General features: G+C 64.0%; 26 protein-coding genes. 10 read left to right on the forward strand and 16 right to left on the reverse strand.

Annotation, left to right across the window (positions count from 1 at the left end; all coding sequences use genetic code 11):
- The first annotated feature begins 27 nt into the window (after positions 1-27).
- Together AC24YW_RS29855 and AC24YW_RS29860 are read left to right on the forward strand one after the other, a co-directional pair.
- Entirely contained in the window at positions 28-1,305 is a 1,278-nt protein-coding gene (locus AC24YW_RS29855) for a YeaH/YhbH family protein (RefSeq protein WP_487486232.1), read from the forward strand.
- The gene (locus AC24YW_RS29860; RefSeq protein WP_487486067.1) at positions 1,302-2,840 is read left to right on the forward strand and encodes a SpoVR family protein; all 1,539 of its coding nucleotides are present in this window, start codon (positions 1,302-1,304) and stop codon (positions 2,838-2,840) included. The genes AC24YW_RS29855 and AC24YW_RS29860 overlap by 4 nt, the downstream gene beginning before the upstream one ends.
- Positions 2,841-3,057: 217 nt before the next feature.
- On the opposite strand, the gene AC24YW_RS29865 is transcribed toward AC24YW_RS29860, so the two are convergent.
- The 6 genes from AC24YW_RS29865 to AC24YW_RS29890 all read right to left on the reverse strand — a co-directional run bounded on the left by AC24YW_RS29865 (position 3,058) and on the right by AC24YW_RS29890 (position 5,866).
- Positions 3,058-3,495 carry a DUF1801 domain-containing protein gene (locus AC24YW_RS29865; protein ID WP_487486068.1) on the reverse strand — a complete coding sequence of 146 codons (438 nt, stop codon included), beginning with the start codon at positions 3,493-3,495 and terminating at the stop codon, positions 3,058-3,060.
- 11 nt (positions 3,496-3,506) lie between these two features.
- Positions 3,507-3,710 carry a hypothetical protein gene (locus AC24YW_RS29870; protein ID WP_487486069.1) on the reverse strand — a complete coding sequence of 68 codons (204 nt, stop codon included), beginning with the start codon at positions 3,708-3,710 and terminating at the stop codon, positions 3,507-3,509.
- Between the two features lie 43 nt (positions 3,711-3,753).
- Positions 3,754-4,182 carry an SRPBCC family protein gene (locus AC24YW_RS29875; RefSeq protein WP_487486070.1) on the reverse strand — a complete coding sequence of 143 codons (429 nt, stop codon included), beginning with the start codon at positions 4,180-4,182 and terminating at the stop codon, positions 3,754-3,756.
- On the reverse strand, positions 4,179-4,502 hold the full coding sequence (locus AC24YW_RS29880; protein WP_487486071.1) for an ArsR/SmtB family transcription factor: 324 nt from the start codon (positions 4,500-4,502) through the stop codon (positions 4,179-4,181). The genes AC24YW_RS29875 and AC24YW_RS29880 overlap by 4 nt, the downstream gene beginning before the upstream one ends.
- Positions 4,503-4,755: 253 nt before the next feature.
- Positions 4,756-5,205 carry a DsrE family protein gene (locus AC24YW_RS29885; protein ID WP_487486072.1) on the reverse strand — a complete coding sequence of 150 codons (450 nt, stop codon included), beginning with the start codon at positions 5,203-5,205 and terminating at the stop codon, positions 4,756-4,758.
- 40 nt (positions 5,206-5,245) lie between these two features.
- Entirely contained in the window at positions 5,246-5,866 is a 621-nt protein-coding gene (locus AC24YW_RS29890) for a hypothetical protein (protein WP_487486073.1), read from the reverse strand.
- 323 nt (positions 5,867-6,189) lie between these two features.
- On the opposite strand from AC24YW_RS29890, the gene AC24YW_RS29895 reads away from it, so the two are divergent.
- Together AC24YW_RS29895 and AC24YW_RS29900 are read left to right on the forward strand one after the other, a co-directional pair.
- Positions 6,190-7,716 carry an SUMF1/EgtB/PvdO family nonheme iron enzyme gene (locus AC24YW_RS29895; RefSeq protein WP_487486074.1) on the forward strand — a complete coding sequence of 509 codons (1,527 nt, stop codon included), beginning with the start codon at positions 6,190-6,192 and terminating at the stop codon, positions 7,714-7,716.
- A 16-nt stretch (positions 7,717-7,732) separates the two neighbouring features.
- On the forward strand, positions 7,733-8,179 hold the full coding sequence (locus AC24YW_RS29900) for a DUF4399 domain-containing protein (RefSeq protein WP_487486075.1): 447 nt from the start codon (positions 7,733-7,735) through the stop codon (positions 8,177-8,179).
- Here the strand turns inward: AC24YW_RS29900 and AC24YW_RS29905 are convergent, their stop codons facing one another.
- The 10 genes from AC24YW_RS29905 to pqqA form a co-directional block, all read right to left on the reverse strand.
- Positions 8,180-9,235, reverse strand: a complete 1,056-nt coding sequence (locus tag AC24YW_RS29905) for a 2-oxoacid:ferredoxin oxidoreductase subunit beta (RefSeq protein ID WP_487486076.1) — start codon at positions 9,233-9,235, stop codon at positions 8,180-8,182.
- Positions 9,232-11,079, reverse strand: a complete 1,848-nt coding sequence (locus tag AC24YW_RS29910; protein WP_025034409.1) for a 2-oxoacid:acceptor oxidoreductase subunit alpha — start codon at positions 11,077-11,079, stop codon at positions 9,232-9,234. Before AC24YW_RS29910 ends, AC24YW_RS29905 begins: the two co-directional genes overlap by 4 nt.
- The gene (locus tag AC24YW_RS29915) at positions 11,049-12,848 is read right to left on the reverse strand and encodes an FAD-dependent oxidoreductase (protein ID WP_487486077.1); all 1,800 of its coding nucleotides are present in this window, start codon (positions 12,846-12,848) and stop codon (positions 11,049-11,051) included. Before AC24YW_RS29915 ends, AC24YW_RS29910 begins: the two co-directional genes overlap by 31 nt.
- 327 nt (positions 12,849-13,175) lie before the next feature.
- Positions 13,176-13,853 carry a hypothetical protein gene (locus AC24YW_RS29920; RefSeq protein WP_487486078.1) on the reverse strand — a complete coding sequence of 226 codons (678 nt, stop codon included), beginning with the start codon at positions 13,851-13,853 and terminating at the stop codon, positions 13,176-13,178.
- A gap of 13 nt (positions 13,854-13,866) precedes the next feature.
- Positions 13,867-14,853 (reverse strand): prolyl aminopeptidase, encoded by a 987-nt coding sequence (pip, locus tag AC24YW_RS29925; RefSeq protein WP_487486079.1) that lies wholly within the window; start codon positions 14,851-14,853, stop codon positions 13,867-13,869.
- Positions 14,843-16,024 (reverse strand): pyrroloquinoline quinone biosynthesis protein PqqE, encoded by a 1,182-nt coding sequence (gene pqqE, locus AC24YW_RS29930; RefSeq protein ID WP_487486080.1) that lies wholly within the window; start codon positions 16,022-16,024, stop codon positions 14,843-14,845. Before pqqE ends, pip begins: the two co-directional genes overlap by 11 nt.
- On the reverse strand, positions 16,021-16,332 hold the full coding sequence (pqqD, locus tag AC24YW_RS29935) for a pyrroloquinoline quinone biosynthesis peptide chaperone PqqD (RefSeq protein ID WP_487486081.1): 312 nt from the start codon (positions 16,330-16,332) through the stop codon (positions 16,021-16,023). The genes pqqE and pqqD overlap by 4 nt, the downstream gene beginning before the upstream one ends.
- Positions 16,333-16,344: 12 nt before the next feature.
- Complete coding sequence (pqqC, locus tag AC24YW_RS29940; RefSeq protein ID WP_487486233.1) at positions 16,345-17,100, reverse strand: pyrroloquinoline-quinone synthase PqqC; 756 nt, start codon at positions 17,098-17,100, stop codon at positions 16,345-16,347.
- Positions 17,101-17,120: 20 nt separating this feature from the next.
- Positions 17,121-18,050, reverse strand: coding sequence for a pyrroloquinoline quinone biosynthesis protein PqqB (pqqB, locus tag AC24YW_RS29945; protein ID WP_487486082.1), 930 nt, complete (start codon positions 18,048-18,050; stop codon positions 17,121-17,123).
- A gap of 132 nt (positions 18,051-18,182) precedes the next feature.
- Positions 18,183-18,263, reverse strand: coding sequence for a pyrroloquinoline quinone precursor peptide PqqA (pqqA, locus tag AC24YW_RS29950; RefSeq protein WP_007595659.1), 81 nt, complete (start codon positions 18,261-18,263; stop codon positions 18,183-18,185).
- A gap of 262 nt (positions 18,264-18,525) precedes the next feature.
- Here pqqA and AC24YW_RS29955 point away from each other — a divergent pair, with 262 nt between their 5' ends.
- From AC24YW_RS29955 to AC24YW_RS29980, 6 genes are all read left to right on the forward strand, one after another.
- The gene (locus tag AC24YW_RS29955; protein WP_487486083.1) at positions 18,526-18,783 is read left to right on the forward strand and encodes a DUF6894 family protein; all 258 of its coding nucleotides are present in this window, start codon (positions 18,526-18,528) and stop codon (positions 18,781-18,783) included.
- A gap of 255 nt (positions 18,784-19,038) precedes the next feature.
- Positions 19,039-20,439, forward strand: a complete 1,401-nt coding sequence (locus AC24YW_RS29960; protein WP_487486084.1) for an amidase family protein — start codon at positions 19,039-19,041, stop codon at positions 20,437-20,439.
- A gap of 2 nt (positions 20,440-20,441) precedes the next feature.
- Positions 20,442-20,918, forward strand: coding sequence for a glutathione peroxidase (locus tag AC24YW_RS29965; protein ID WP_487486085.1), 477 nt, complete (start codon positions 20,442-20,444; stop codon positions 20,916-20,918).
- Between the two features lie 11 nt (positions 20,919-20,929).
- Positions 20,930-21,172 (forward strand): DUF3297 family protein, encoded by a 243-nt coding sequence (locus AC24YW_RS29970; RefSeq protein ID WP_197948459.1) that lies wholly within the window; start codon positions 20,930-20,932, stop codon positions 21,170-21,172.
- A gap of 163 nt (positions 21,173-21,335) precedes the next feature.
- Positions 21,336-22,505 (forward strand): mandelate racemase/muconate lactonizing enzyme family protein, encoded by a 1,170-nt coding sequence (locus AC24YW_RS29975; RefSeq protein WP_487486086.1) that lies wholly within the window; start codon positions 21,336-21,338, stop codon positions 22,503-22,505.
- A gap of 193 nt (positions 22,506-22,698) precedes the next feature.
- A complete protein-coding gene (locus AC24YW_RS29980; protein ID WP_487486087.1) occupies positions 22,699-22,986 on the forward strand; it encodes a GIY-YIG nuclease family protein in 288 nt (95 codons plus the stop codon).
- Positions 22,987-23,139 lie beyond the last annotated feature (153 nt).

The following is a 23,139-nucleotide window of genomic DNA, read 5'->3' on the forward strand; positions in this document are numbered from 1 at the left end:
GGATGGGAGGCGAATGGTAAAGTGCCCATTCACATTATTGACAGGCGCCTGAATCCAGGCGGCAAGAGTCTTGAGAACCGCCAGCGGTTCTTGCGTCGGGCCAAATCCCTGGTGCAGGGCGCCGTCAAGAAGACCTCGCAGGAACGCGACATCAAGGACGTCCTGGAGGGTGGTGAGGTCACGATCCCGCTCGACGGCATGCACGAGCCGCGTTTCCGCCGTGAAGGCGGGACGCGCGACATGGTGCTGCCCGGCAACAAGAAGTTCATCGAAGGCGACTATCTCCAGCGCTCCGGCCAGGGCAGCGCCAAGGATTCCGGTCCCGGCGAAGGCGACAGCGAGGACGCCTTCCGCTTCGTGCTGAGCCGTGACGAGTTCGTCGATCTCTTCCTCGACGACCTCGAGTTGCCGGACCTCGCCAAGCGCAAGATCGCGCAGACCGAGAGCGAAGGCATCCAGCGCGCCGGCTACACCATGACCGGCTCGCCCGCCAACATCTCGGTGAGCCGGACGGTGAAGCTCGCGCTCGCCCGCCGCATCGCGCTCAAGCGTCCGCGCAAGGACGAGATCGAGGAGCTGGAAGCCGCGATCGAAGCCTGCACCGACGCGGACGAGCGTGCGGCTCTCGTGGCCCGGCTCGAAACGCTGAAGGCGAAGTCGAAGCGCATCCCCTTCATCGATCCGCTCGACATCCGTTACCGGCGCTTCGAGACGGTGCCCAAGCCCGTCGCGCAGGCGGTGATGTTCTGCCTGATGGACGTCTCCGGCTCGATGTCCGAGCACATGAAGGATCTGGCGAAGCGCTTCTACATGCTGCTCTACGTCTTCCTGAAGCGGCGCTACAAGCACGTCGAGATCGTCTTCATCCGCCACACCGATCGCGCCGAGGAGGTCGACGAGCAGACCTTCTTCTACGGTCCGGCCTCGGGCGGCACGCTGGTCTCCAGCGCGCTGCAGGCGATGCACGAGATCGTGCGCGAGCGCTTCAACCCGTCCGACTGGAACATCTACGCCGCGCAGGCTTCCGACGGCGACAATTCCTATTCCGACGGCGAGCTCACCGGGCTCCTCTTGACCGAGAAGATCCTCCCGGTCTGCCAGTTCTTCGCCTATCTCGAGGTCGGCGAGGCCGGCGGCAGCGCGTTCGATCTCTCCGATTCCTCGCTCTGGAGCCTCTATGAACGGCTGCGCAACAGCGGCGCCCCGCTCTCGATGCGCAAGGTCTCGGAGCGCAGCGAGATCTTCCCGGTGTTCCACGATCTGTTCCAGCGCCGCGACACTGCCCAGGAGAAGGCCGCTCCATGAAGGAACGTTTGTTCGAAGGCGCCGATTGGGACTTTCACACCTTGCAGCGCATCACCGATGCCTGCGAGGAGGTGGCGTTGAAGGATCTCGGGCTCGACGTCTATCCGAACCAGATCGAGGTCATCACCGCCGAGCAGATGCTGGACGCCTATTCGTCGGTCGGCATGCCCCTGTTCTACAAGCACTGGTCGTTCGGCAAGCACTTCGCGTTCCATGAGGCGTCCTACCGCAAGGGCCTGATGGGGCTCGCCTACGAGATCGTCATCAACTCCTCGCCCTGCATCTCCTACCTGATGGAGGAGAACACGGCGACGATGCAGACGCTGGTGATCGCGCACGCCGCCTTCGGCCACAACCATTTCTTCAAGAACAATTATCTGTTCAAGCAGTGGACCGATGCCGACGGCATCCTGGACTATCTCGACTTCGCCAAGAACTACGTCATGCAGTGCGAGGAGCGCTACGGCCGCATCGAGGTCGAGCGCACGCTTGATGCCGCGCACGCGCTGATGTCGCACGGTATCGACCGTTACCCCGGCAAGAAGAAGCTCGATCTGCGCGCCGAGGAGAAGCGGGCAGGGCGCCGCCGCCAGCACGAGGAGGAGGTCTTCAACGATCTCTGGCGCACTGTGCCGGCCGGCAGGAGCAAGAGCCGCGCGGCGCTCAGCGTCGAGCGCCGCCGCAAGCTGCTCGGCCTGCCGCAGGAGAATTTGCTCTACTTCCTGGAGAAGAGCGCGCCGCGGCTGGCGCCCTGGCAGCGCGAGCTCTTACGCATCGTCCGGCACATCGCGCAATATTTCTACCCGCAGAGCCAGACCAAGGTGATGAACGAGGGGACGGCCACCTACGTCCACTACCGCATCATGACCCAGCTGCACCAGCAGGGTCGCATCACCGACGGCAACTTCCTCGAGTTCCTGGGATCGCACACCAACGTGGTGTTCCAGCCGGAATTCGACGATCCGCGCTTCTCGGGCTTCAACCCCTATGCGCTGGGCTTTGCCGTGATGCAGGACATCGAGCGCATCGTCACCCGTCCCGAGGACGAGGATCGCGAGTGGTTCCCCGACATCGCCGGCAAGAACGACGTCATGGGCGTGCTGCGCGACGTCTGGGCCAATTACCGCGACGAAAGCTTCATCGGCCAATTCCTGAGCCCGAAGTTGATGCGGCACTTCCGCATGTTCCACCTGCACGATGATCCCGAGGAGCGCGCCGGCATTCGTGTCGATGCCATCCACGACGAGCGCGGCTTCCGCCGCGTCCGCCGCGAGCTGGCGCGGCAGCACGATGTCGGCTACATCGACGCCAATATCGAGGTGGTGGACGTCGACCTCTCCGGCGACCGCCGCCTGATCCTGCATCACCACGTCATCAAGGGCTCGCAGCTCAACGAGACCGACGCCAAGCGCGTGCTGCAGCACCTCGCCGATCTCTGGACCTACGACGTTGCGCTGATCGAGGTCGATTCCAACGACAAGGTCCTGCGCGAATACGTCGTCAGCCCGCGCCCGATCGCGGCGGCGGTGGCGTGAGGCGGGGCTGGCTGCGTGGAGCGCTAGGCGAGATGCGCGTTGATGTGCCCTCTCCCCTTTGTGGGAGAGGGCAGCGACGCCGGTAGACATAAGCTCACTGGGGTGAGGGGTATCTCTCCGCACTTCCCATGCCGATGGAGACCCCTCATCCGGCGCTTCGCGCCACCTTCTCCCACAAGGGGAGAAGGAAGGCCTCCGCGGCTGCCCAATGGCTGTCCTAGACCGACGGCTTCTTCCCCGGCTTCCTCTTCGACGCATTCAGCGCCACCGCGGCGCGGATCAGGGCCTTCAGCGCCTTTTCGTTGATCGTCTCACCTTCGCGGATATCGATCGCGCGGCGAACATTGCCGTCGAGGCTGGAATTGAAAAGCCTAGCGGGATCCGCCAGCGCCGCGCCCTTGGCGAAGGTCAGCTTCACGACTTCCTTGTAGGTCTCGCCGGTGCAGATGATGCCGTCGTGCTCCCACACGGGAACGCCACGCCATTTCCATTCCTCGACGACGTCAGGATCGGCGTCCCTGATCAGGCCGCGGATTCGCGCGAGCATCTCGCCGCGCCAGTCGCCGAGCTGCTTGATCCGGCCGTCGATCAGCTGCGATGGCGAGGCGGTGCCTGCTTGCTTCGCGCTGCTCGTCTTCGCCACAGGCTTCTTCATCGTGGCCTCGTTCACGCCCTGCTGCGGCCGAGATGAGGCAGCGCGAACAGATAGAGCCCGGTTGCGAGCAGCGGAATCAGCGGCACCAGCGCCAGGAAGCCGATCCACACCGCCTGGACCTGCATGGTCATCGCCACGATGTTGGCGATGACGGCGACCGTGAAAGCCATCGAGAGCCAACGGTGAATTTGCCGTATCCACATCTGCGTGCTCATTGGGACCTCCTGTTGGATTGATCGAAGGGGGGCGTCGGCGGCGCTACTCAGCCCGCGCCAGCAAATCGTCCAGTTTGGCCAGGAACTGCTTCCAGCCGGCGTTCGCGCCGCCGAAAGCCTGTTTCTGCGTCGGGCGGAAGCCCGCCTGCTCGACGCGCAGATGCGTGCCCGCGCTCGTCGGCGTCAGCGTGAAGGTGACGATGCTCTTGAGATCGAAGGCGGCGTCCTCATGCGAGAAATTCCAGGTGTAGGCCAGCGTCTTCTGCGGCTCGATGGTGAGCACCTCGCAGTCAAGCACGCCGCCCCATTCGCCGCGCAGGTTGAATCTGTGGCCGACGACCGGCTTGAAGTCGTTCTTCATCAGCCATTCCTCGATCAGATGCGGCTGCGTCAGCGCGCGCCAGAGCCGCTCGGCGGGATAGGCAAATTCGCGCTCGATGACGACGGAGCGCGTTTCGGCGGGTTCGTTCATTGGTCCATCCTCTTCAGGAGATCGTCGAGGGCGTCTAACCTCTTCTGCCAGAAGGCGGCCATCTGGCCGGTCCAGTCGACCAGCGGATTGAGCGCACCGGGCTGCGCGCTGTAATGGGTCTGCCGTCCCTCGTGCCGGTCGCACACCAGGCCCGCCTGCTTCAACGCGCCGAGATGTTTCGATACCGCCGGCTGCGAGACACCGGATCGCGCCGTCAGCGCCCCGACCGTCTGCTCTCCCTCGCGGCACAGCCGCTCGAAGATCGCCCGTCGGGTCGGATCGGCGAGCGTCCTGAACAGGAGGTCGGGGGTAGGGGACATGAACAATCCATAACTGGGAAGTTATGGATGAATTCATAACTGTGGGGTTATGGGTAAGTCAAGCGCGATGGGAACGCAGGGGCGCCGCCACACCTCCGTCATTGAGAGCCAACAGGACCGCGCGAAGCGCGGCCCGATGACAGGCTCCGCGAAGCAATCCAGGCTCTTTCCGCGGAGGCTGCCTGGATTGCTTCGTCGCAAGGGCTCCTCGCAATGACGCGGAAAGGGCTGCGCCAGCCATCGCCAGCCCGGCCTACGGCCGCAAATACAGATACCCCTGCGACTGCAGCTCGGCGATGCGGACCACGCCGCCGTTCTCGGCGCTGACGAAACCCGGCAGCAGCTCGCTCAGCGTCACGTTCTGCGCCTTCATCGTGTTGCCGCAGGCCGCGAGCTCGACGCCGCCCTTGGAGAAGTCACCGATGCGCCTGCTGACGTCGGGATTGGCCTGCGCCGAATGAAACGCCTTCAGCGCCGGGCCGTGGACCACCAGCGCGATCGTCACGTGCTCGGGTCCGCCGACGCCGTCGAAGTGGTTCTGGATATTGCCGAGCACGAAATGGACCTTCTCGGCGTCGCTGAGGTGATAGACCACCTTGAGCTTGTTCGACGGCGCGGTGGCGGTCGTGGCTTTCGCGCTGGAGGCGCCGAACGCTGCACCCAGCGCCGAGACGGCGCTCCACAACATGTTCCGGCGGTTCATGGCGATCTCCTCGACGAAGCCCGAATTTGCCGCAGGCATATCATTTGTGGCGCAGCGCCGCGAGTTCCTTGCGGTCGGTCACCAGCGAGGCACAGTCGCTGTTGTCGGTGCGGTCGAGGCGGAAGATCTTGTCGTCGGCGCCGGCCGTCAGCGAATGCTCGGCATCGTCGTCCGGCTTGTTGTTCTGCCAGACCCTGACACGTTCGAGCCGCACGATCGCCGACTTGGCGTCCTTGGAGAGCGCAACGCCGATGCCGCCGCCATCGCAGTCGACGCCGCAGCCGAGACGCACTTCGTCGCCGCCTCTGGTGAATACGGCGTGGTTGCACGAGCCGCTGGAATCGAAATCGCCGCTGCGGTGACGGTATCTGAAGCCGAGGCGAAACGAGTGGTGCAGCTCCTTGTCCTCCTTGTCGAACTCCGCGGAGACCAGCAGCTTCATCGAAGCGACCTTCTGCTTCGGATGCCGCGCCAGATGGTCGGCGTCGTAGCGGCGGACGAAGCAGGCATAGGCCTTGTCACCGGGAGGCCTCGCATACATGCGCGTATTGAAGGTCTCGGCCTCGGCCTTGCTGGCCTCGCGGATATCGTCGACTTCCTCGGCGCGGCCGACGCTGGTCAGCGCAGCAAAAGTGAGGGTAGCAAGGATGACGAGCTTCATGAGGGCCTCGCGCACATGACAATTTCGTCGCAGCAGGACAGAGCTGCTGTCTGTTAGACGCAGAATTGGTGACCCGAGTTCAACCGTCGCAAGCCGCTCGAGCGGTGGTCGCGGTGCGGGTTGGCGCAACTCGCTTCACGCTCCGCCTTAGTCACTGATGGGCTCGAGAAGGTTCAAGCGGTGCAGCGGGCGGCCCTTCGGAACTTGAAGCCTGCAATCGCTACGACATTGTCTCGGTTCGTCAATGTGATAGCCTTCACAGACGACCGCCTTCGGCGGTCGTAAGCTGGGGCTGCCTTGTCAGTATATGGAGTCCCCCCGCAATGGGCGAAATTCGCAGCTTCAAATCCGGCAATCAAGACGAGCCGCCTCCGCACGGCGCCATGCCTCGTCGCCTCGCTGCGATCATTGTCGGTGACATCGCTTCGTACAGCCGCATGATGCAGGCCGATGAGGAGGGGACGCATGTCCGCGTCAAGCGGATCGAGCGCGACCTCATCTATCCAAGCATCGTCGAGCACCATGGAACTCTGGTGAAGACGACAGGCGATGGCTTCATCGCCATTTTCGACAGCCCTGTCGAGGCCGTTCGATGCAGCATCGTCATCCAGCAGAACCTCATCGGCCGCAACGCGCCGCTTCCCAAGCATTCGCGGCTCGAGTATCGGATTGGCGTCAATCTCGGCGATGTGATCGTGGAGTCGGACGATGTCTACGGCGACGGCGTCAACATCGCCACACGCATCGAGGGCATTGCCGAGCCCGGTCAGGTCTATATCTCGGGCGCGATCTACGAGCAGATCAAGCACAAGGTAGTATGCGGCTATGAGTCGCTCGGCGACCGCAAGGTCAAGAACATCACCGATCCGGTGCGCGTGTATCGTGTGCTGCCGGACGCTGATGCGGTCGGCAAGACAAGAAGCCGACGTGAGAACGCGCTGATCTTTTTGCTAGCCATTACAGTGCTGATGATGGCCACCGGCGTGCTCTGGTATTTGCTGGCGCAGCCCGGCAGGATGGGCGAGCAGGCTGCCGCGCCGCCCACCGCTCCGGTCGTCTCACCGGTTCCTCAGCCGTTGCCGAGCGAGGCGGCGAAGCAGACGCCGCAACCCTCTCCGTCATTGGCTTCGTCGCCTTCGGCCCCGACTCCGGCTCCCAGCCCATCGGCAACGCCGGTGCGCGAGCCCGAAATGATCGCCATTCGCGGCGGCAGCTTCGCCATGGGTAGCAACGACGATCCGACCGAGCGTCCCGTCCACCAGGTCACGATCAAGCCGTTCTCGATCGGAAAATACCCGGTGACGGTGCAGGAGTGGAACGAATGCGCTGCCGCCAAGGTGTGCGGATTTACGGCCACCGGCAAGGACGATGCCCCGGTCAGCAATGTGAGCTGGACCGATGCGCAGCAATATGTCGCCTGGCTCGCGCAGGCGACGAAGAAGCCCTACCGGCTTCCGAGCGAAGCCGAATGGGAATATGCGGCACGCGGCGGCACACAGACCAAATATTGGTGGGGCGACAAGCTGCAGCCGGGCATGGCCGGCTGCAAGGATTGCGGTGAACTTGCCGCCGAGCAGCCGGCCAAGGTCGGCAGTTTCAAGCCAAATCCGTTCGGGCTTTACGACATGGGCGGCGGCATCGATCAGTGGGTCGCGGACTGCTGGCACCGGACCTATCAGGGCGCGCCCAGCGACGGCTCGGCGCGTACCAGCGCTGACTGCAGCTCTCATGTCCTGCGTTCAGGCTCCTGGAAGAACGATTCGAGATATGTGCGGCCGTCAAACCGCGGTGGATACGACACCGGCGTCCGTTATCCCACGCATGGATTCCGGATCGCGCTCAGTCCGTAGTACTGGAGTCAATTTGATGAAGATCGTTTCCTGTGTCGCGCTGGCGGCCGCCATCGCATTGCTCCCCGGCGCGGCCTATCCGCAAGGCAAAACTGCGCCAAAGGACGCCAAGCTTTATTTCATCTCGCCGTATGACGGCCAGAAGATCCGTGGTGGGTTTTGGGTCCGGTTCGGCCTGCGCAACATGGGCGTGACGCATGCCGGTGACGATTACCACAATGCCGGCCACCATCATCTGTTGATCGATGTGAAAGACCCCATCGATGCCAAGGAGCCGATTCCGCAGGACAAGTCCCATCTGCATTTCGGAGCGGGACAAACCGAAACGTTCCTCGAGCTTCCGCCGGGCACGCACACGCTGCAACTGGTGCTTGGCGACGCCAAACACTATCCGTTCGAACCACCCGTCATGTCGGAGAAGATCACGATACGCGTCAGGCCGGCGGCATCAGCGCGAAGATGATCACCGCAGGCTGGCGTTGATCTTGTCCAGGACCGCCGAGCCGGGGCAGAGCGTGTCCGCCTCGAGCGCGTTGAGCGGCGTCTCGACCGTGTTGAGATGCTCGTGCAGGTCTTCGGCATCGGGGTCGACGTAAAGAAGACCGGTGACGATCTGCCCCTTGGCGGCGTGCCGCGCGAGGAAGGTCTGGGCGCCGAGACGGTCATGCGGATCGTAGTCGGCGTCGATCTTGCGCAGCGCGATCTTGCTGCCGTCGTGCTGCTCGACCATCTGCACCGTTCCGGGCGCATAATCCACGGCAATGGGATCGCGGCCGACCAGCACGTCGAGCCGATTCACGGCGTCGTTGTGCTCGCGGACATAGTCGAAACTCTTGGTCGAGCCGGCATGGTTGTTGAAGGCGATGCAGGGGCTGATGACGTCGATGAAGGACGCGCCCTTGTGGCCGATCGCGGCGGCGATCAGCGGCACCAGCTGGCTCTTGTCGCCCGAGAACGAGCGCGCCACGAAGGTGGCGCCGAGCTGCAGCGCGATGGCGACGAGGTCGATGGCGTTGTCGGTGTTGGTGACGCCCTTCTTGCTCTTCGAGCCGCGGTCGGCGGTCGCCGAGAACTGGCCCTTGGTCAGGCCGTAGACGCCGTTGTTCTCGACGATATAGGTCATGTTGACGCCGCGCCGGATCGAATGCGCGAACTGGCCGAAGCCGATCGAGGCGGAATCGCCGTCGCCGGAGACGCCGAGATAGATCAGGTCGCGGTTGGCGAGGTTGGCGCCTGTCAGCACGGATGGCATGCGGCCGTGCACGGAATTGAAGCCGTGCGAATTGCCGAGGAAATAATCCGGCGTCTTCGACGAGCAGCCGATGCCGGAGATCTTCGCCACCCGGTGCGGTTCGATCGAGAGCTCGTAGCAGGCTTCGATGATCGAGGCCGTGATCGAATCGTGGCCGCAGCCCGCGCATAGCGTCGAGATCTTGCCCTCGTAGTCGCGGTGCGTGTAGCCGAGCGCGTTCTTCTTCAGCCCCGGATGATGGAATTTCGGTTTTGCGATGTAGGTCATGACACGGCCTTGCGGAGCGGGGTCACCTTGAGGTGGTCCTGGTGGTCGCCAATGGCCTTGGCGATGAAGCGGGCGGTGATCGGCGTGCCGTCGTAATGCACGATCGGCACCAGACGGACGGGGTCGATGCCGTTCTCGTTGACGATGAGCTGGCGCAGCTGGCTGTCGCGGTTCTGCTCGACGACGTAGACGAAATCGTGCTCGGCGAGGAAGCTCGCGACGCTCGAGTGGAACGGGAAGGCGCGGATGCGCAGGCGGTCGAGCTGATGCCCGCGCGCCTCCAGCAGCCCGATCGCCTCGTCCATCGCCGGCGAGGTCGAGCCGAAATAGATCACGCCATATTTGGTCGGCCGTTCCGCGTTGGCCTGCAGCGGCCGCGGCACCAGGTCCTGCGCGGTCTCGAACTTGCGCACCAGGCGCTGCATGTTGTCGGCGTAGACCGTGCCTTCCTCCGAATAGCGCGCATAGCGGTCGCGCGACGTGCCGCGGGTGAAGTAGGAGCCCTTGGTCGGATGCGTGCCGGGATAGGTGCGGTAGGGAATGCCGTCGCCGTCGACGTCGAGATAGCGGCCGAAGTCGCGGCCTTCCTCCAGCATCTCCGCCGTCATCACCTTGCCGCGGTCATACTGCCTTGCATCGTCCCACTTCAGCGGGCGGCAGAGCCGGTGGTTCATGCCGATGTCGAGATCGAGCATCAGGAAGATCGTGGTCTGCAGCCGCTCCGCGAGATCGAAAGCGGCGGCCGCAAACTCGAACGCTTCGGCCGGGTCCTCCGGGAACAGCAGCACATGCTTGGTGTCGCCGTGCGAGGCATAGGCGCAGGCGATGATGTCACATTGCTGGGTGCGGGTCGGCATGCCCGTGGAGGGGCCGGCGCGCTGGATGTTCATGATCACGGCCGGAATCTCGGCAAAGTAGGAGAGGCCGATGAACTCGGTCATCAGCGAGATGCCGGGGCCTGAGGTCGCGGTGAAGGCACGGGCGCCGTTCCAGGAGGCGCCGATAACGATGCCGATCGAGGCGAGCTCGTCCTCGCCCTGCACGATGGCGTATTTCGCCTTGCCGGTTTCAGGATCGTGCCGGTACTTCTTGCAATGGGCGGTGAAGGCCTCCGCCACCGACGATGACGGCGTGATCGGATACCACGCGCAGACGGTGGCGCCGCCATAGACGGCGCCGAGCGCGGCGGCACTGTTGCCCTCGATGAAGATGCGGTCGCCGACCTTGTCGGATTTCTTCACGCGAAGCCCGATCGGGCACTTCAAATTTTGCAGCGCCCAGTCGCGCCCCAAGTGCAGCGCATGGACGTTGGAGGAGAGCAGCTTCTCCTTGCCCTTGTACTGCTCGCCGATCAGCTGCTCGATCAGCTTCGGGTCCATGTCGAGCAGCGCGCTGAGCGCGCCCAAATAGATGATGTTCTTGAACAGCTGGCGCTGGCGCGGATCGGTATAGGTCGAGTTGGTGATCGCGGTCAGCGGCACGCCGATCACGGTGATGTCGTCACGGAACTTGGTCGACGGCATCGGCTTGGTGGAATCGTAGAACAGGTAGCCGCCGGGCTCGATGCCAGCGACGTCCTTGTCCCAGGTCTGCGGGTTCATCGCCACCATCATGTCGACGCCGCCGCGGGCGCCGAGATGGCCCTCTTCCGTCACGCGCACCTCGTACCAGGTCGGCAGGCCCTGGATGTTGGAGGGGAAGATGTTGCGTGGGCTGACAGGCACGCCGTGGCGCAGGATCGCGCGCGCGAACATCTCGTTGGCGCTGGCCGAGCCCGAGCCGTTGACGTTGGCGAAGCGGACGACGAAGTCGTTTACGCTGCTGATCGGCTTTTTGTCGGACATGTCGAACCTGCGTGGGTCATCTCGATGAAATATTTCTGCATGTCCCATGCGCCGGTGGGGCAGCGCTCGGCGCACAGCCCGCAATGCAGGCAGACGTCCTCGTCCTTCACCATCACGCGCCCGGTCTTCAGGTCCGAGGAGACGTAGAGGTCCTGGTCCGGATGCAGCGAAGGCGCCTTCAGGCGCTGGCGCAGATCGGTTTCCTCGCCATTGGCGGTGAAGGTGATGCAATCCATCGGGCAGATGTCGACGCAGGCGTCGCACTCGATGCAGAGCGAGGTCGAGAACACGGTCTGCACGTCGCAGTTCAGGCAGCGATGGGCTTCGCCGAGCGCGAGCTTGACGTCATAGCCCAGCTCGACCTCGGCGCGGATGTCCTTGAGCGCAACGACCTTGTCGCGATGCGGCACCTTGTAGCGCTTGTCGGGCGAGATGTCGTTGTCATAGCTCCATTCGTGGATGCCCATCTTCTGCGAGGAGATTTGCACCTCCGGCAGCGGCCGTTCGTCGATCGCTTCGCCCGACAGCATCTTGTGGATCGACAGCGCGGCGTCATGGCCGTGCGCGACCGCCCAGATGATGTTCTTCGGGCCGAAGGCGGCGTCGCCGCCGAAGAACACTTTCGGGTTGGTCGAGGCGAAGGTCTTCGGATCGACCTTGGGCATGTGCCATTTGTCGAAGTCGATGCCACAATCCTGCTCGATCCAGGGGAAGGCGTTCTCCTGGCCGACCGCGACCAGCACGTCGTCGCAGGGAATGGTCTGATCGGGATCGCCCGAAGGCACCAGGTTGCGGCGGCCTTTGGCGTCGTATTCGGCCTTGACGTGCTGGAAGGTGACGCCGATCAGCTTGCCGGCGACATGCTTGAAGGCCACCGGGACCATGTAGTTGAGGATCGGGATGTCCTCGTGGATCGCGTCCTCCTTCTCCCAGGGCGAGGCCTTCATCTCGTCGAAGCCGGAACGCACGACCACCGTGACTTTCTCGCCGCCGAGCCGGCGCGCGGTGCGGCAGCAATCCATCGCGGTATTGCCGCCGCCGAGCACGATGACGCGCTTGCCTATTTTGTCGACATGGCCGAACGACACGTTGGCCAGCCATTCAATGCCGATATGGATGTTGGCGGCGGCCTCTTTCCGGCCGGGAAGCTCGAGCTCGCGGCCGCGCGGCGCGCCGGAGCCGACGAAGATCGCATCGTATTTTTCCGCAAGCAGCGCCTTCATGCTGTCGATGCGGTGGCCGCCCTTGAACTCGACGCCGAGGTTCAGGATGTAGCCGGTCTCCTCGTCGATCACCGAATTGGGCAGACGGAATTTCGGGATCTGCGTGCGCATCATGCCGCCGGCTTCCGGGTCGGCATCGAACACGGTGCAGTGATAGCCGAGCGGCGCGAGATCGCGCGCCACCGTCAGCGAAGCGGGACCGCCGCCGACCAGCGCAACGCGCTTGCCGTTCTTCGGGCCGGGCTTCGGCAGGCGCTGCCTGATGTCGTCCTTGAAATCGGCGGCAACGCGCTTGAGACGGCAGATCGCAACCGGGTTTTCCTCGACGCGTCCGCGCCGGCACGCCGGCTCGCATGGACGATCGCAGGTGCGTCCCAGAATTCCGGGAAACACGTTCGACTTCCAATTGATCATGTAGGCGTCGCTGTAGCGGCCTTGGGCGATCAGTCGGATGTATTCGGGAACCGGGGTGTGCGCAGGACAGGCCCATTGGCAATCGACCACTTTGTGAAAGTAGTCGGGGGCCGCGATGTCGGTCGGTTTCATTCCTACCCTGTCCGCGCAGGCCGAAAGACCCCGCGGCCTTTTTTGTTTGAGCTTGTTTGTCGAGCTTGGCGAGCGCTTAACGCGCTTCGATCTGGTTTCTGAATGACGTCATTGGGTTAGCTTATTAGAACCGTTCCGAAGTACAACGGCAAATTTGCGCGCGTCACCTCTTTCATGGGAGCTGCGCGCGGACAGCATTAATGCGTTGCGCACCCATGCGGCGGTGCAGCATCGCTCTCCGTCATTGCGAGCGAAAGCGAAGCAATCCAGAATCTCTCAGCGGGGCAGGTCTATATTGCTGCGCTGCGCTCGCAATGACAGCGGCGTTCAGCTCTGCGCGATGTCGCTCTTCGACAGATCCCACATCAGGCAGTAGGTGCCGACGGAGATCGGAAGCGGGAAGGGCGCCGCAGCCGGGCCGGTGAAGCGCTCGGCAATGACGGCGGAGACCGCATTGACATGCGTGCCGTCGATCAGCACGAACCAGTCGCGCGCGCCCTCGTTACGCACCGCCGGAATTCCCGCCGTCGCGCCCGACAATTCCGGCTCGCTTTCGAGCAGGTGCATCGAGATGATGCCGTCGCGGTCTTGCGGCGCCAGCTTTTCTTGCAGCGCATCACGCCACGCACCAGCGTTGTCGGGCGTCGGCCGCAGCCGCACCAGGCCGAGCGACGCGCCGCGGCCGGTACCCTTGCTGATCGTGATGCGCGCGACCACGCGCAGCATGTCCCTGAAGCGCGCCATGGATCGCCGCGACCAGTCGGTCTGGTCGGCGAGCCGCGTCCGGTAGGCGGGGCTGTCGAGCACGCCGAGCGTTTCGGTCGAGTACAGCGAGAGATATTTGGGGTTGGCGGCATGCGCGACATAGCGCCGCGCTTCGAGAAATCCATCGATCGCGACGCGCTCTTCCAGATGCTCGCGATCGTACCAGCGGTTGAAATCGGCCTCGTCCGCAGCGTCGATGTTCATCGACGTCAGCAGCATGCCCGTTCCGGCGAGCGGCATTGTTCTTGTCCTCTTATCGCCCGATCTTCGATGCAAGGTCTGCGATCGACTTCATGACCGCGTCCCTCACGCCGCCATCATAGAGCGAATGGCCGGCTTCTTCCACGATGCGAAGCTCGGAACCGGGCCAGACTTTCGCAAGGGCCTGGGATGTCGCGGGAGGACACAGCAAATCATAACGCCCCTGCACGATGATACCGGGAATGCCGGCGAGTCTGTTCGCATTCTGCAGCAGCTGGTTCTCCGTCATGAAGCTGTCGTTGATGAAATAGTGCGCTTCCATGAACGGCGTCGCCGGCAATGTGCGCCAGACGTTCAGCGCGGCGAGGTCGAGGCGGTTCCTTGCCGGCTTGTGCTCGGACAGTGCGCGCTCGGTGTCGTGCCAGGCCTTTGCCGCGGGGCCATGCACGGCAGGGTCGGCATCGAGGATGCGGCGCCAATAGGCGTCCACCGGCCGCTCGCGCTCTTCTAGCGGCAGCACGCTGAGAAAATCCTCGTACAGCGCCGGATGGAATTGCGACAGGCGCGAGGTGAAGGCCGCCTCGACTTCCGCTCGCGTGCCGAGAAACGTCGCGCGCAGCGCAATGCCCGAGACGCGCGCGGGATGCGCCTGCCCATAAGCCAGCGCCAGCGTCGCGCCCCAGGAACCGCCGACCACCATCCAGCGTTCGAAGCCGAATTTTTCGCGGATTGTCTCCATGTCCGCGATCAGGTGCGCAATGGTGTTGTGCTCGCGCGATCCCTTGGGCCGGCTGCGGCCGCAGCCGCGCTGGTCGAACAGCACGGCGCAGAAGCGGTCGGGATCGAACAGCCGGCGATGGTCGGGCTGGCAGCCAGAGCCGGGCCCGCCGTGCAGATAGACCGCAGGGATGCCGTCGCTGCGGCCGACGCTCTCGACATAGAGCTCATGGCCGTCGCCGACGTCGAGCATGTCGGACGTCAGCGGCGCAAAAGGATCGGCGCGTTTGACGGAAGCGGCCGCGTCGGCGTCAGGCATCATTCCCGGATTCCAGGGTGCCGCCGGCGAAGTTGCGGTAGAGGAAACGGCTGGTCTCGCCCTCGGCCTCGGCTTCCGCCTGCTTGAAGATGGTCTCGTGCAGCGGCGACAGCGCGCAGGCCGGATCGGTGTTGGCGGCATCGCCGGTCAGCGCGAAAGCCTGGCAGCGGCAGCCGCCGAAATCGATCTCGCGGAATTCGCAAGTCTTGCACGGCTCCTTCATCCAGCCGGTGCCGCGATAGCGGTTGAAGGCCTCCGAGTTCTGCCAGATCCAGGCGATCGAATGGTTGGAGCGGACCGATTCGAACTCCAGCCCGGTGATGCTCTCGGCGGCATGACAGGGCAGCACCCTGCCGGCGGGCGAGATGTTGAAGAACTGCCGGCCCCAGCCGCCCATGCATTTCTTCGGCCGTAGCGCGTAATAATCCGGCACGACATAGTCGATCGTCAGCCGGCCCTTCAGCCGCTCCCGCGCCGCCTCGACGATGGCAGTGCATTCCTCTAACTGCGCCACGGTCGGCATCAAGGCGGCGCGGTTCTTCAGCGCCCAGCCGTAATATTGCACATTGGCGACCTCGAGCCGGTCGGCATCGAGATCGAGCGCCATCTGGATGATATCAGGGAGCTGGTGCAGATTCTGCCGGTGCATCACCGCGTTCACGGTGAGCGGCAGGTCGAGCTCGCGCGTCCATTTCGCGACGTCGAGCTTCTTGCGGTGGCCGCCCTTGTAGCCGGCAACGCGATCGGCGAGGCCGTCCTCGATGCCCTGGAAAGAAATCTGCACATGGCAGAGCCCGGCATCGGCGAGATCGCTCAGCTTGTCGCGCGTCAGCAGGACGGCCGAGGTGATCAGATTGGTATAGAGCCCGGCATCGCTGGCATGCTTCACCAGCTCGACCAGGTCTTTCCGCGCCGTCGGCTCGCCGCCGGAGAAATGCACCTGGAGCACGCCGATCTCGGCGAGCTCGCTCAGCACCTTCTTCCACTCGTCGGTCGTCAGCTCCTTGCCCGAACGGTCGAGCTCGACCGGATTGGAGCAATAGGGGCATTGCAGCGGGCAGCGATGGGTGATCTCGAGCAGCACCGCGAGCGGAATGCCGAAAGTCTCCGCCGTCGAGCGCTGCTTCTCCAGCACCGCGAGGCTGTCGCTGGGCGGGATGGTCACGTCGCTCATGACGTTTTCTCCCTGATCTCGGTGAGAAAGCCCCTGTCGGCGAGATCCTGCAGCATGGCGATGACGTCGGCGAGGATCGCCTCGCGCGGCGCGGCGTACTTTGCGGCGAGCTGATCGGCGACGTCGCCGACATTGCGCTCGCCGTTGCAGAGTTGCAAGACCTCGACCGCGATCTCGTCCGGCGCCAGCACGCGCTCCGGCGCCAGGATCACCCAGACCTTCCGCGTCTCGTCGTATTTCAGCTTGGCATGCCGCGGCAGCACGGGGCGGCTCGCCTCGCTGACGCTGATGTTCCGCGGCCCGGCCATCGATCCTCCTCGTCAGCTCGCTGTGGGCACGAACGCGCCCGGCGGAATGTGGCCCTCGACATAGGCGTGCTGGAGCGCGTCCAGTTGCACCCATAGCACGTTGGTCTTGAAGATCAGCGCATTGCAGACCTGCGCGCGCTGCTCCGGCGTCGTGGCGTGCCTCTTGACATAATCGAGCGCAAAATTGGCGTCGCGCGGCGCCTGGGTCAGGCGGCGCTTGAAGTAGCTCATGATGTCGGGGTTGACGAAGTCGTAATGCTCCAGCATGCCGGCGATGCGCTCTTCATGCAGATTAGGCGCGAACAGCTCGGTCAGCGAGGAGGCGATCGCCTCTAGTGGGCTCTTCTCGCGGCAATAATGCACATAGGCTTCGACGGCAAAGCGCGTCGCCGGCAGGATCCCTTCGGTGGATTCGACGTAAGCGGTGTCGAGCCCGAGTCCTTCGGTCAGCTTGATCCAGCGCTCGATGCCGCCTTCGCTGCCGACGTCGCCGTCATGGTCCTCGATGCGATGGCGCCATTCCAGGCGCGTGGCGCGGTCGCGGAAGCGCGAGATCACCACCGCGTCCTTGATCGGAATCGTGCTCTGGTAATAGTAGCGGTTGAGCGCCCAGGCCTGCACCTGGCCCTTGTTCAGCTTGCCGCCATGCAAAAGCTTATGGAACGGATGCAGGCTGTGATAGCGCGTCGCTCCGATATGGCGCAGCGTCGCCTCCAGCTCCTCGGCGCTGGTGAGCCTGATGTCCTTGCCGATCGAGAGCGCGGTCATTCCAGTCAGTGATGCGGCGTTCACAGCACGATCTCCGTTCCATCTGCGGGTATCTGCCAGCCCGCCTCCTCAGTGATCTTGCGCTCGGGCGAGCCGGGCAGCAGCGCCGGATTCGAATTGTTGATATGCAGAAACAGCTTCCTGTCGATATTGAGGTCGGCCAGCCGCGCGATGGCGCCGTCCTCGCCGGACATCGCGACGTGGCCCATGCTCTTGCCGGTCTTGTGGCCGAGCCCGGCCCTGATCATCTCGTCGTCACGCCAGACCGTGCCGTCGAAGAACACCAGTGAAGCGCCGTCGATCTCGGCCTTGAGCGCGTCGGTGACCTCGGCGCAGGCTGCGATGAAGTAGAAGAACTTGCCCGTGGCCTTGTCGGTGACCTTCAGGCCCAGCGTGTCGCCGTCGCCACTCTCGCCACCCGGATGCGCCTTGCCTTCGAGATACCAGGCCGATTTGCCCGGCACCGCAAAGGGCAGCACCTCGAGTCCCGAGCGGGTGCCGTCGGGCAGAAGCGGCTCGAACGGCTCGCGGATCGCGATCGGCTGACGTCGCACGTTCTTCTCGTTGAGCACGTTGAAGATGCTGTTGGAGCTGAGGATCGCCAGCACCTTCTCGTGCGCATAGACCGTGAAGGGCGAGCCTTCGCGCATCGACAGCAGGCCGGCCACCGCATCGACCTCGCTGTTGGTCAGGATCACGCCTGCAACCGGCGTATGGCGCAGCGCGCCCGCCTTGGGATGCAGCTGCGGCGTGGCATTCAATTGCTGGCGGAGATCGGGGGAGGCGTTGATCAGGAACCAGTGCTCGCCATCGCCGCTGAAGGCGACCGAGGCCTGGGTTCGAAACAGCTCATGTCCATTCGCACGAGCCGCGCGGCAGCCTTCGCAGCCGCAATTCCACTGCGGAACTCCGCCGCCGGCCCCGGCGCCCAGGACGACGACGCGAAGCATGATCCGTCTCCTGGAGGCGAATTGGCGAGGTGGATCTAAAGGCCCAAGACAGTTTCGGACGCGGTTTCTCCCTGCCGGAAACGTATCGTGACCGAAAGAACCACCTGCGCAGAACGCGTTTCCGCCAGCCGCTTACTTGCGGGTGGCGCTCACATACATATTGATTTCCATGCCGCAGGGCACTTCGACGATCTTCGGGGCTTTCCAGGCCATTTGGCTCTCCATTTTCGCGAATTCGGACGTATCCGCCCATCAGACAAATTAGTGCGGGCGGCAAAGTTCGCCAGTGAAATTTTCCCGACCTAGGTAGTAGGCTGCGGGAATTGTTGCACTGCAAAGATGGCGTATTGCGGCCGCAAAGACGACCGGGTCAGATACGCAAAATTGCCGATAGGTCGTGATCCCTGTCGGGATAAACCAGTTGTGAGTATGGAACGGCTTCTCATCGGCGACGGACGACCCCATTGGATCAGGCATGCCCAGATATTTCTTCAACACCCGCATCGGCGACGAACTGATCGTGGATCCTGACGGCGAGGACCTGCGCAACCCCGATCGCGCCTGGGAGGTCGCGCGCCAGATGATCCTCGAGGTCGTGAAGTCGGAAGGAACCCAGCCGGCCCTGCTGGAGGCGGTCATCGAGGTGACCGACGCCGACGGCGAGATCGTACTGGAGTTTCCCTTCGCCGAAGCGCTGCTCGACATGCCGGACCAGTCCGCGACGAGGCATTAGCGGCACGGGAGGTGCGCTCCCTCCCCCGCCTGCGGGGGAGGGTTGGGGAGAGGGTGTCTCAGCAAGTGAGAACCCCCAAGAGGATAGAGCTCTCACCCGACGCTTCGCGTCGACCTCTCCCGCACGCGGGAGAGGTTGCAATGTGCGCGCGGCGAAGCCGGAGACAGCATGACGCCCTGCCCTTCACCCCCGCGAAATCCGCATGGCTTTGCCGCGTTCCCGGCGCTAAAACACGCCGGTTACACGGAGCAAGCCATGCAAGATCTCTGGCGCCTCTCGGCCGCCGACCTCGCCACCCTCGTCAGGTCCAAAAAGGTGTCCGCCAGGGAGGCCGCCAAGGCCGGTCTCGCCCGGCTCGATGCCGTCAATCCCCAGCTCAACGCGGTGATCGACCACCGGCCGGACGATGTGCTCGCGCAGGCCGATGCCGTCGATGCCGCAATTAGCCGGGGCGAGGACCCCGGCGTCCTCGCCGGCGTGCCCGTGACCATCAAGGCCAATGTCGACCAGGAAGGCTTTGCCACCACCAACGGCCTCAAGCTGCAGCGCGACCTGATCGCGCGCGAGGACAATCCGGTGGTCGCCAATTTCCGCAGAGCCGGCGCCATCCTGCTCGGGCGCACCAATTGCCCGGCCTTTTCCTATCGCTGGTTCACCACCAATCTCGTCCACGGCGACACCAAGAACCCCCGCGACGCTTCGCTGACGCCGGGCGGCTCGTCCGGCGGCGCCGGCTCGGCGGTCGCCGCCGGCATCGGCCACATCGCCCACGGCACCGACATCGCCGGCTCGATCCGCTATCCCGCCTATGCCTGCGGCGTGCATGGATTGCGTCCGACGCTCGGCCGCATCCCCGCCTTCAACCCGGCGCTGCCGGAGCGCCCGATCGGGCCGCAGATCATGGCGGTGTCGGGCCCGCTGGCGCGCACGGTCAACGATCTCAGGATTTCGCTGGAGGCGATGTCGGCCCGCGACATCCGCGATCCCTGGTTCGCGCCGGTGCCGTTGCAAGGCCCCGCGCGGGACAAGCGCGCTGCGCTCTGCCTCAATCCGGGCGGCCTTGCCACTGCCCCGGAGGTGAAGGCCGCGGTGAGCGATGCCGGCAAGCGGCTGGAGCGCGCCGGCTGGACCGTCGATGTGATCGAGGACACGCCGCCGATGCGCGAAGCGGTCGAGTGGCAGATCAAGCTCTGGCTCGGCGACGGCTATGAGGCGCAGCTGGAGATGGCCGAGCGCGAGGGCGATCCCGGCGCACTGGCCTGCCTGCGCGGCAACCGCGCCAGGGTCACGCCGATGGACCAGGCCAATTACGCCAAGGCGCTGACCCGGCGCGCCACGCTGACGCGCGACTGGATGCTGTTCTTCGAAAAATACGCCGTGCTGCTGACGCCGGTCTCCGGCGAGTTGCCGTTCCCCGACCATCTCGACCGCAAGGACGAGGACTCCTTCAAGCGAGTCTGGGAAGCGCAGCTGCCGCAGATCGCGATTCCCTTCATGGGACTGCCGGGCCTCGTCGTCTCCACCGGTCTCGTCGGCAAGGCGCCGGTCGGCGTGCACATCGTCTCCGGCCGCTATCGCGAGGATTTGTGCCTGCTCGCGGGCGAGGCGATCGAGGCCGGCGGCGTGCCGCCGTCGCCGATCGATCCCGTGGGCTAGCGATGACTGATATCTACGACTTCAAGGCCAACTCGCTGGCCGGCGAGGAGGTCGCGCTGCGGCGTTTCGAGGGGCAGGTGCTCTTGATCGTCAACACCGCGAGCAAATGCGGCTTCACGCCGCAATATCGCGGCCTCGAGGATCTCCACCGCGACCTCTCGCCGCGCGGCTTCTCGGTGCTCGGTTTTCCCTGCAACCAGTTCGGCGCGCAGGAGCCGGGGGAGGCGAGCGAGATCCAGGAATTCTGCTCAACCCGTTACGACGTCACCTTTCCCCTGTTCGAGAAGGTCGACGTCAACGGGCCGAAGGCGCATCCACTGTATGAGTACCTGAAACGCCAGCAATCCGGGCTTCTCGGCGCCGCCATCAAATGGAATTTCACCAAATTCCTGGTGAACCGTGAGGGCCGCGTGGTCGCGCGCTACGCGCCGACCGCCCGGCCCGAAGGATTGCGCAACCAGATCGAAACACTGTTGTGAGCGAGACAATCATGAGCGACGAATTCCCGGACCGCCTGTCGGTCGATCCGAACAGCCCCTATTACAATGCGGAGATCCTGGCACGCGACGTCGGCATCCGCTTCAAGGGCATCGAGAAGACCAATGTCGAGGAGTACTGCATCAGCGAAGGCTGGGTCCGCGTCACCGCAGGGAACGCCAAGGACCGCCACGGCAACCCGCTGACCATCAAGGTGCACGGTCCGGTGGAGCCGTACTTCCGGGATAAGAAATAGTTTGAACTGAGCGCGCGCCGCTCGCTCCTCGTCATTGCGAGGAGCGCACACTCTCTCCTCGTCATTGCGAGGAGCCCTTGCGACGAAGCAATCCAGACCATTTCCGCAGTGACACTCTGGATTGCTTCGCTGCGCTCGCAATGACGAAAGAAAAGGCCACCCCATGTCCGTCCGCATCGTCGATATCAGAGAAATCACCAAGCCGATCTCCTCGCCGATCCGCAACGCCTATATCGACTTCACGAAGATGACGACCAGCCTCGTCGCCGTCGTCACCGACGTGGTCCGCGACGGCAGGTGTGTCGTCGGCTACGGCTTCAACTCCAACGGCCGTTACGGACAGGGCGGCCTGATCCGCGAGCGCTTTTCGGCGCGCATCCTGGAGGCCGATCCGAAGTCGCTGCTGAACGCGACGGGCGACAATCTCGACCCCGACAAGGTCTGGGCCGCGATGATGACCAACGAGAAGCCGGGCGGCCACGGCGAGCGCTCGGTCGCGGTCGGCACCATCGACATGGCGGTGTGGGACGCGGTGGCGAAGATCGCGGGCAAGCCGCTGTTTCGTTTGCTCGCCGAGCGTCACGGCGTCAAAGCCGATCCGCGCGTGTTCGTCTATGCGGCGGGCGGCTACTATTATCCGGGCAAGGATCTCTCGATGCTGCGGGCTGAGATGCGGGGCTATCTCGACCGCGGCTACAACGTCGTCAAGATGAAGATCGGCGGCGCTGATATCGCCGAGGACCGCACCCGCATCGAGGCGGTGCTGAAGGAGATCGGCAACGACGCCCAGCTCGCCGTCGATGCCAACGGCCGCTTCAATCTGGAGACCGCCATCGCCTACGCCAAGATGCTGCGGGATTATCCCCTGTTCTGGTACGAGGAAGCCGGCGATCCGCTCGACTACGCGCTGCAGGCCGCGCTCGCCGAATTTTATCCGGGCCCGATGGCGACCGGCGAGAACCTGTTCAGCCATCAGGACGCCCGCAACCTGATCCGCTACGGCGGCATGCGCCCCGACCGCGACTGGCTGCAATTCGACTGCGCGCTGTCCTATGGCCTGTGCGAATACCAGCGCACGCTGGAGGTGCTGAAGACCCACGGCTGGTCGCCGAGCCGCTGCATCCCGCATGGCGGCCACCAGATGTCGCTCAACATCGCCGCGGGTTTAGGTCTTGGCGGCAACGAAAGCTATCCCGACCTGTTCCAGCCCTATGGCGGCTTCCCCGACGGCGTGCGCGTCGAGAACGGCCACATCACCATGCCCGAGCTTGCAGGCATCGGCTTTGAAGGCAAGTCGGATCTCTACAAGCAGATGAAGGCGCTGGCGGAGTAGGAGTGTCGCCGGAGCGCGACGTCCGCGCCACCTACTCCGTCATTGCGAGCGCAGCGAAGCAATCCAGAATCTTTCCGCGGCGGCAGCCTGGATTGCTTCGTCGCAAGGGCTCCTCGCAATGACGCTGTGACGAAAGCCTCGTAATCATCTCTTGGTTGTGCTATCGTAGAAGCTGTCTCAGCCGAGCACGATGATGAAGCAACCCTGCGTGTACATGTTCGCCAATCGTCGCAACGGAACGCTCTACACGGGTGTCACCTCCAATCCGCCGCGCCGCGCGTTCGAGCATCGCGAGGGACTGGTCAACGGTTTCTCGTCCAAGTACGGCTGCAAGCTTCTCGTCTGGTACAAACTGCACGCGACCATGGCGGACGCGATTGTGCGCGAGAAGCAGATCAAGGGTGGCAGTCGGGCGAAGAAGCTTGCCCTCATCGAGAGCCTCAATCCAGACTGGATGGATTTGTACGAGACGCTGATCTGACCGCCAGGAGAGTTGCGGCTGCCCGGTGAGGCGGTTGCCACATTCTCCGTCATTGCGAGCGCAGCGAAGCAATCCAGAGTCTTTCCGCGGTGGCAGTCTGGATTGCTTCGTCGCAAGGGCTCCTCGCAATGACGGTGGAGGGGCCAGTGGCCG

This window comes from Bradyrhizobium sp. USDA3516 (genome assembly GCF_057651995.1).

Coding starts and splice junctions, on each gene's coding strand:
- pip (WP_487486079.1), bottom strand. CDS start 14,853: ATGATGCCTGACGCCGACGCGGCCGCTTCCGTCAAACGCGCCGATCCT.
- AC24YW_RS29865 (WP_487486068.1), bottom strand. CDS start 3,495: ATGAAGAAGCCTGTGGCGAAGACGAGCAGCGCGAAGCAAGCAGGCACC.
- AC24YW_RS29860 (WP_487486067.1), top strand. CDS start 1,302: ATGAAGGAACGTTTGTTCGAAGGCGCCGATTGGGACTTTCACACCTTG.
- AC24YW_RS29890 (WP_487486073.1), bottom strand. CDS start 5,866: ATGAAGCTCGTCATCCTTGCTACCCTCACTTTTGCTGCGCTGACCAGC.
- AC24YW_RS29970 (WP_197948459.1), top strand. CDS start 20,930: ATGAGCGACGAATTCCCGGACCGCCTGTCGGTCGATCCGAACAGCCCC.
- pqqC (WP_487486233.1), bottom strand. CDS start 17,100: ATGACCGCGCTCTCGATCGGCAAGGACATCAGGCTCACCAGCGCCGAG.
- pqqD (WP_487486081.1), bottom strand. CDS start 16,332: ATGGCCGGGCCGCGGAACATCAGCGTCAGCGAGGCGAGCCGCCCCGTG.
- AC24YW_RS29875 (WP_487486070.1), bottom strand. CDS start 4,182: ATGAACGAACCCGCCGAAACGCGCTCCGTCGTCATCGAGCGCGAATTT.
- AC24YW_RS29955 (WP_487486083.1), top strand. CDS start 18,526: ATGCCCAGATATTTCTTCAACACCCGCATCGGCGACGAACTGATCGTG.
- AC24YW_RS29960 (WP_487486084.1), top strand. CDS start 19,039: ATGCAAGATCTCTGGCGCCTCTCGGCCGCCGACCTCGCCACCCTCGTC.
- AC24YW_RS29980 (WP_487486087.1), top strand. CDS start 22,699: ATGAAGCAACCCTGCGTGTACATGTTCGCCAATCGTCGCAACGGAACG.
- AC24YW_RS29965 (WP_487486085.1), top strand. CDS start 20,442: ATGACTGATATCTACGACTTCAAGGCCAACTCGCTGGCCGGCGAGGAG.
- AC24YW_RS29900 (WP_487486075.1), top strand. CDS start 7,733: ATGAAGATCGTTTCCTGTGTCGCGCTGGCGGCCGCCATCGCATTGCTC.
- AC24YW_RS29910 (WP_025034409.1), bottom strand. CDS start 11,079: ATGTCCGACAAAAAGCCGATCAGCAGCGTAAACGACTTCGTCGTCCGC.
- AC24YW_RS29895 (WP_487486074.1), top strand. CDS start 6,190: ATGGGCGAAATTCGCAGCTTCAAATCCGGCAATCAAGACGAGCCGCCT.
- AC24YW_RS29920 (WP_487486078.1), bottom strand. CDS start 13,853: ATGCCGCTCGCCGGAACGGGCATGCTGCTGACGTCGATGAACATCGAC.
- AC24YW_RS29870 (WP_487486069.1), bottom strand. CDS start 3,710: ATGAGCACGCAGATGTGGATACGGCAAATTCACCGTTGGCTCTCGATG.
- pqqB (WP_487486082.1), bottom strand. CDS start 18,050: ATGCTTCGCGTCGTCGTCCTGGGCGCCGGGGCCGGCGGCGGAGTTCCG.
- AC24YW_RS29915 (WP_487486077.1), bottom strand. CDS start 12,848: ATGAAACCGACCGACATCGCGGCCCCCGACTACTTTCACAAAGTGGTC.
- pqqA (WP_007595659.1), bottom strand. CDS start 18,263: ATGGCCTGGAAAGCCCCGAAGATCGTCGAAGTGCCCTGCGGCATGGAA.
- AC24YW_RS29905 (WP_487486076.1), bottom strand. CDS start 9,235: ATGACCTACATCGCAAAACCGAAATTCCATCATCCGGGGCTGAAGAAG.
- pqqE (WP_487486080.1), bottom strand. CDS start 16,024: ATGAGCGACGTGACCATCCCGCCCAGCGACAGCCTCGCGGTGCTGGAG.
- AC24YW_RS29975 (WP_487486086.1), top strand. CDS start 21,336: ATGTCCGTCCGCATCGTCGATATCAGAGAAATCACCAAGCCGATCTCC.
- AC24YW_RS29885 (WP_487486072.1), bottom strand. CDS start 5,205: ATGAACCGCCGGAACATGTTGTGGAGCGCCGTCTCGGCGCTGGGTGCA.
- AC24YW_RS29880 (WP_487486071.1), bottom strand. CDS start 4,502: ATGTCCCCTACCCCCGACCTCCTGTTCAGGACGCTCGCCGATCCGACC.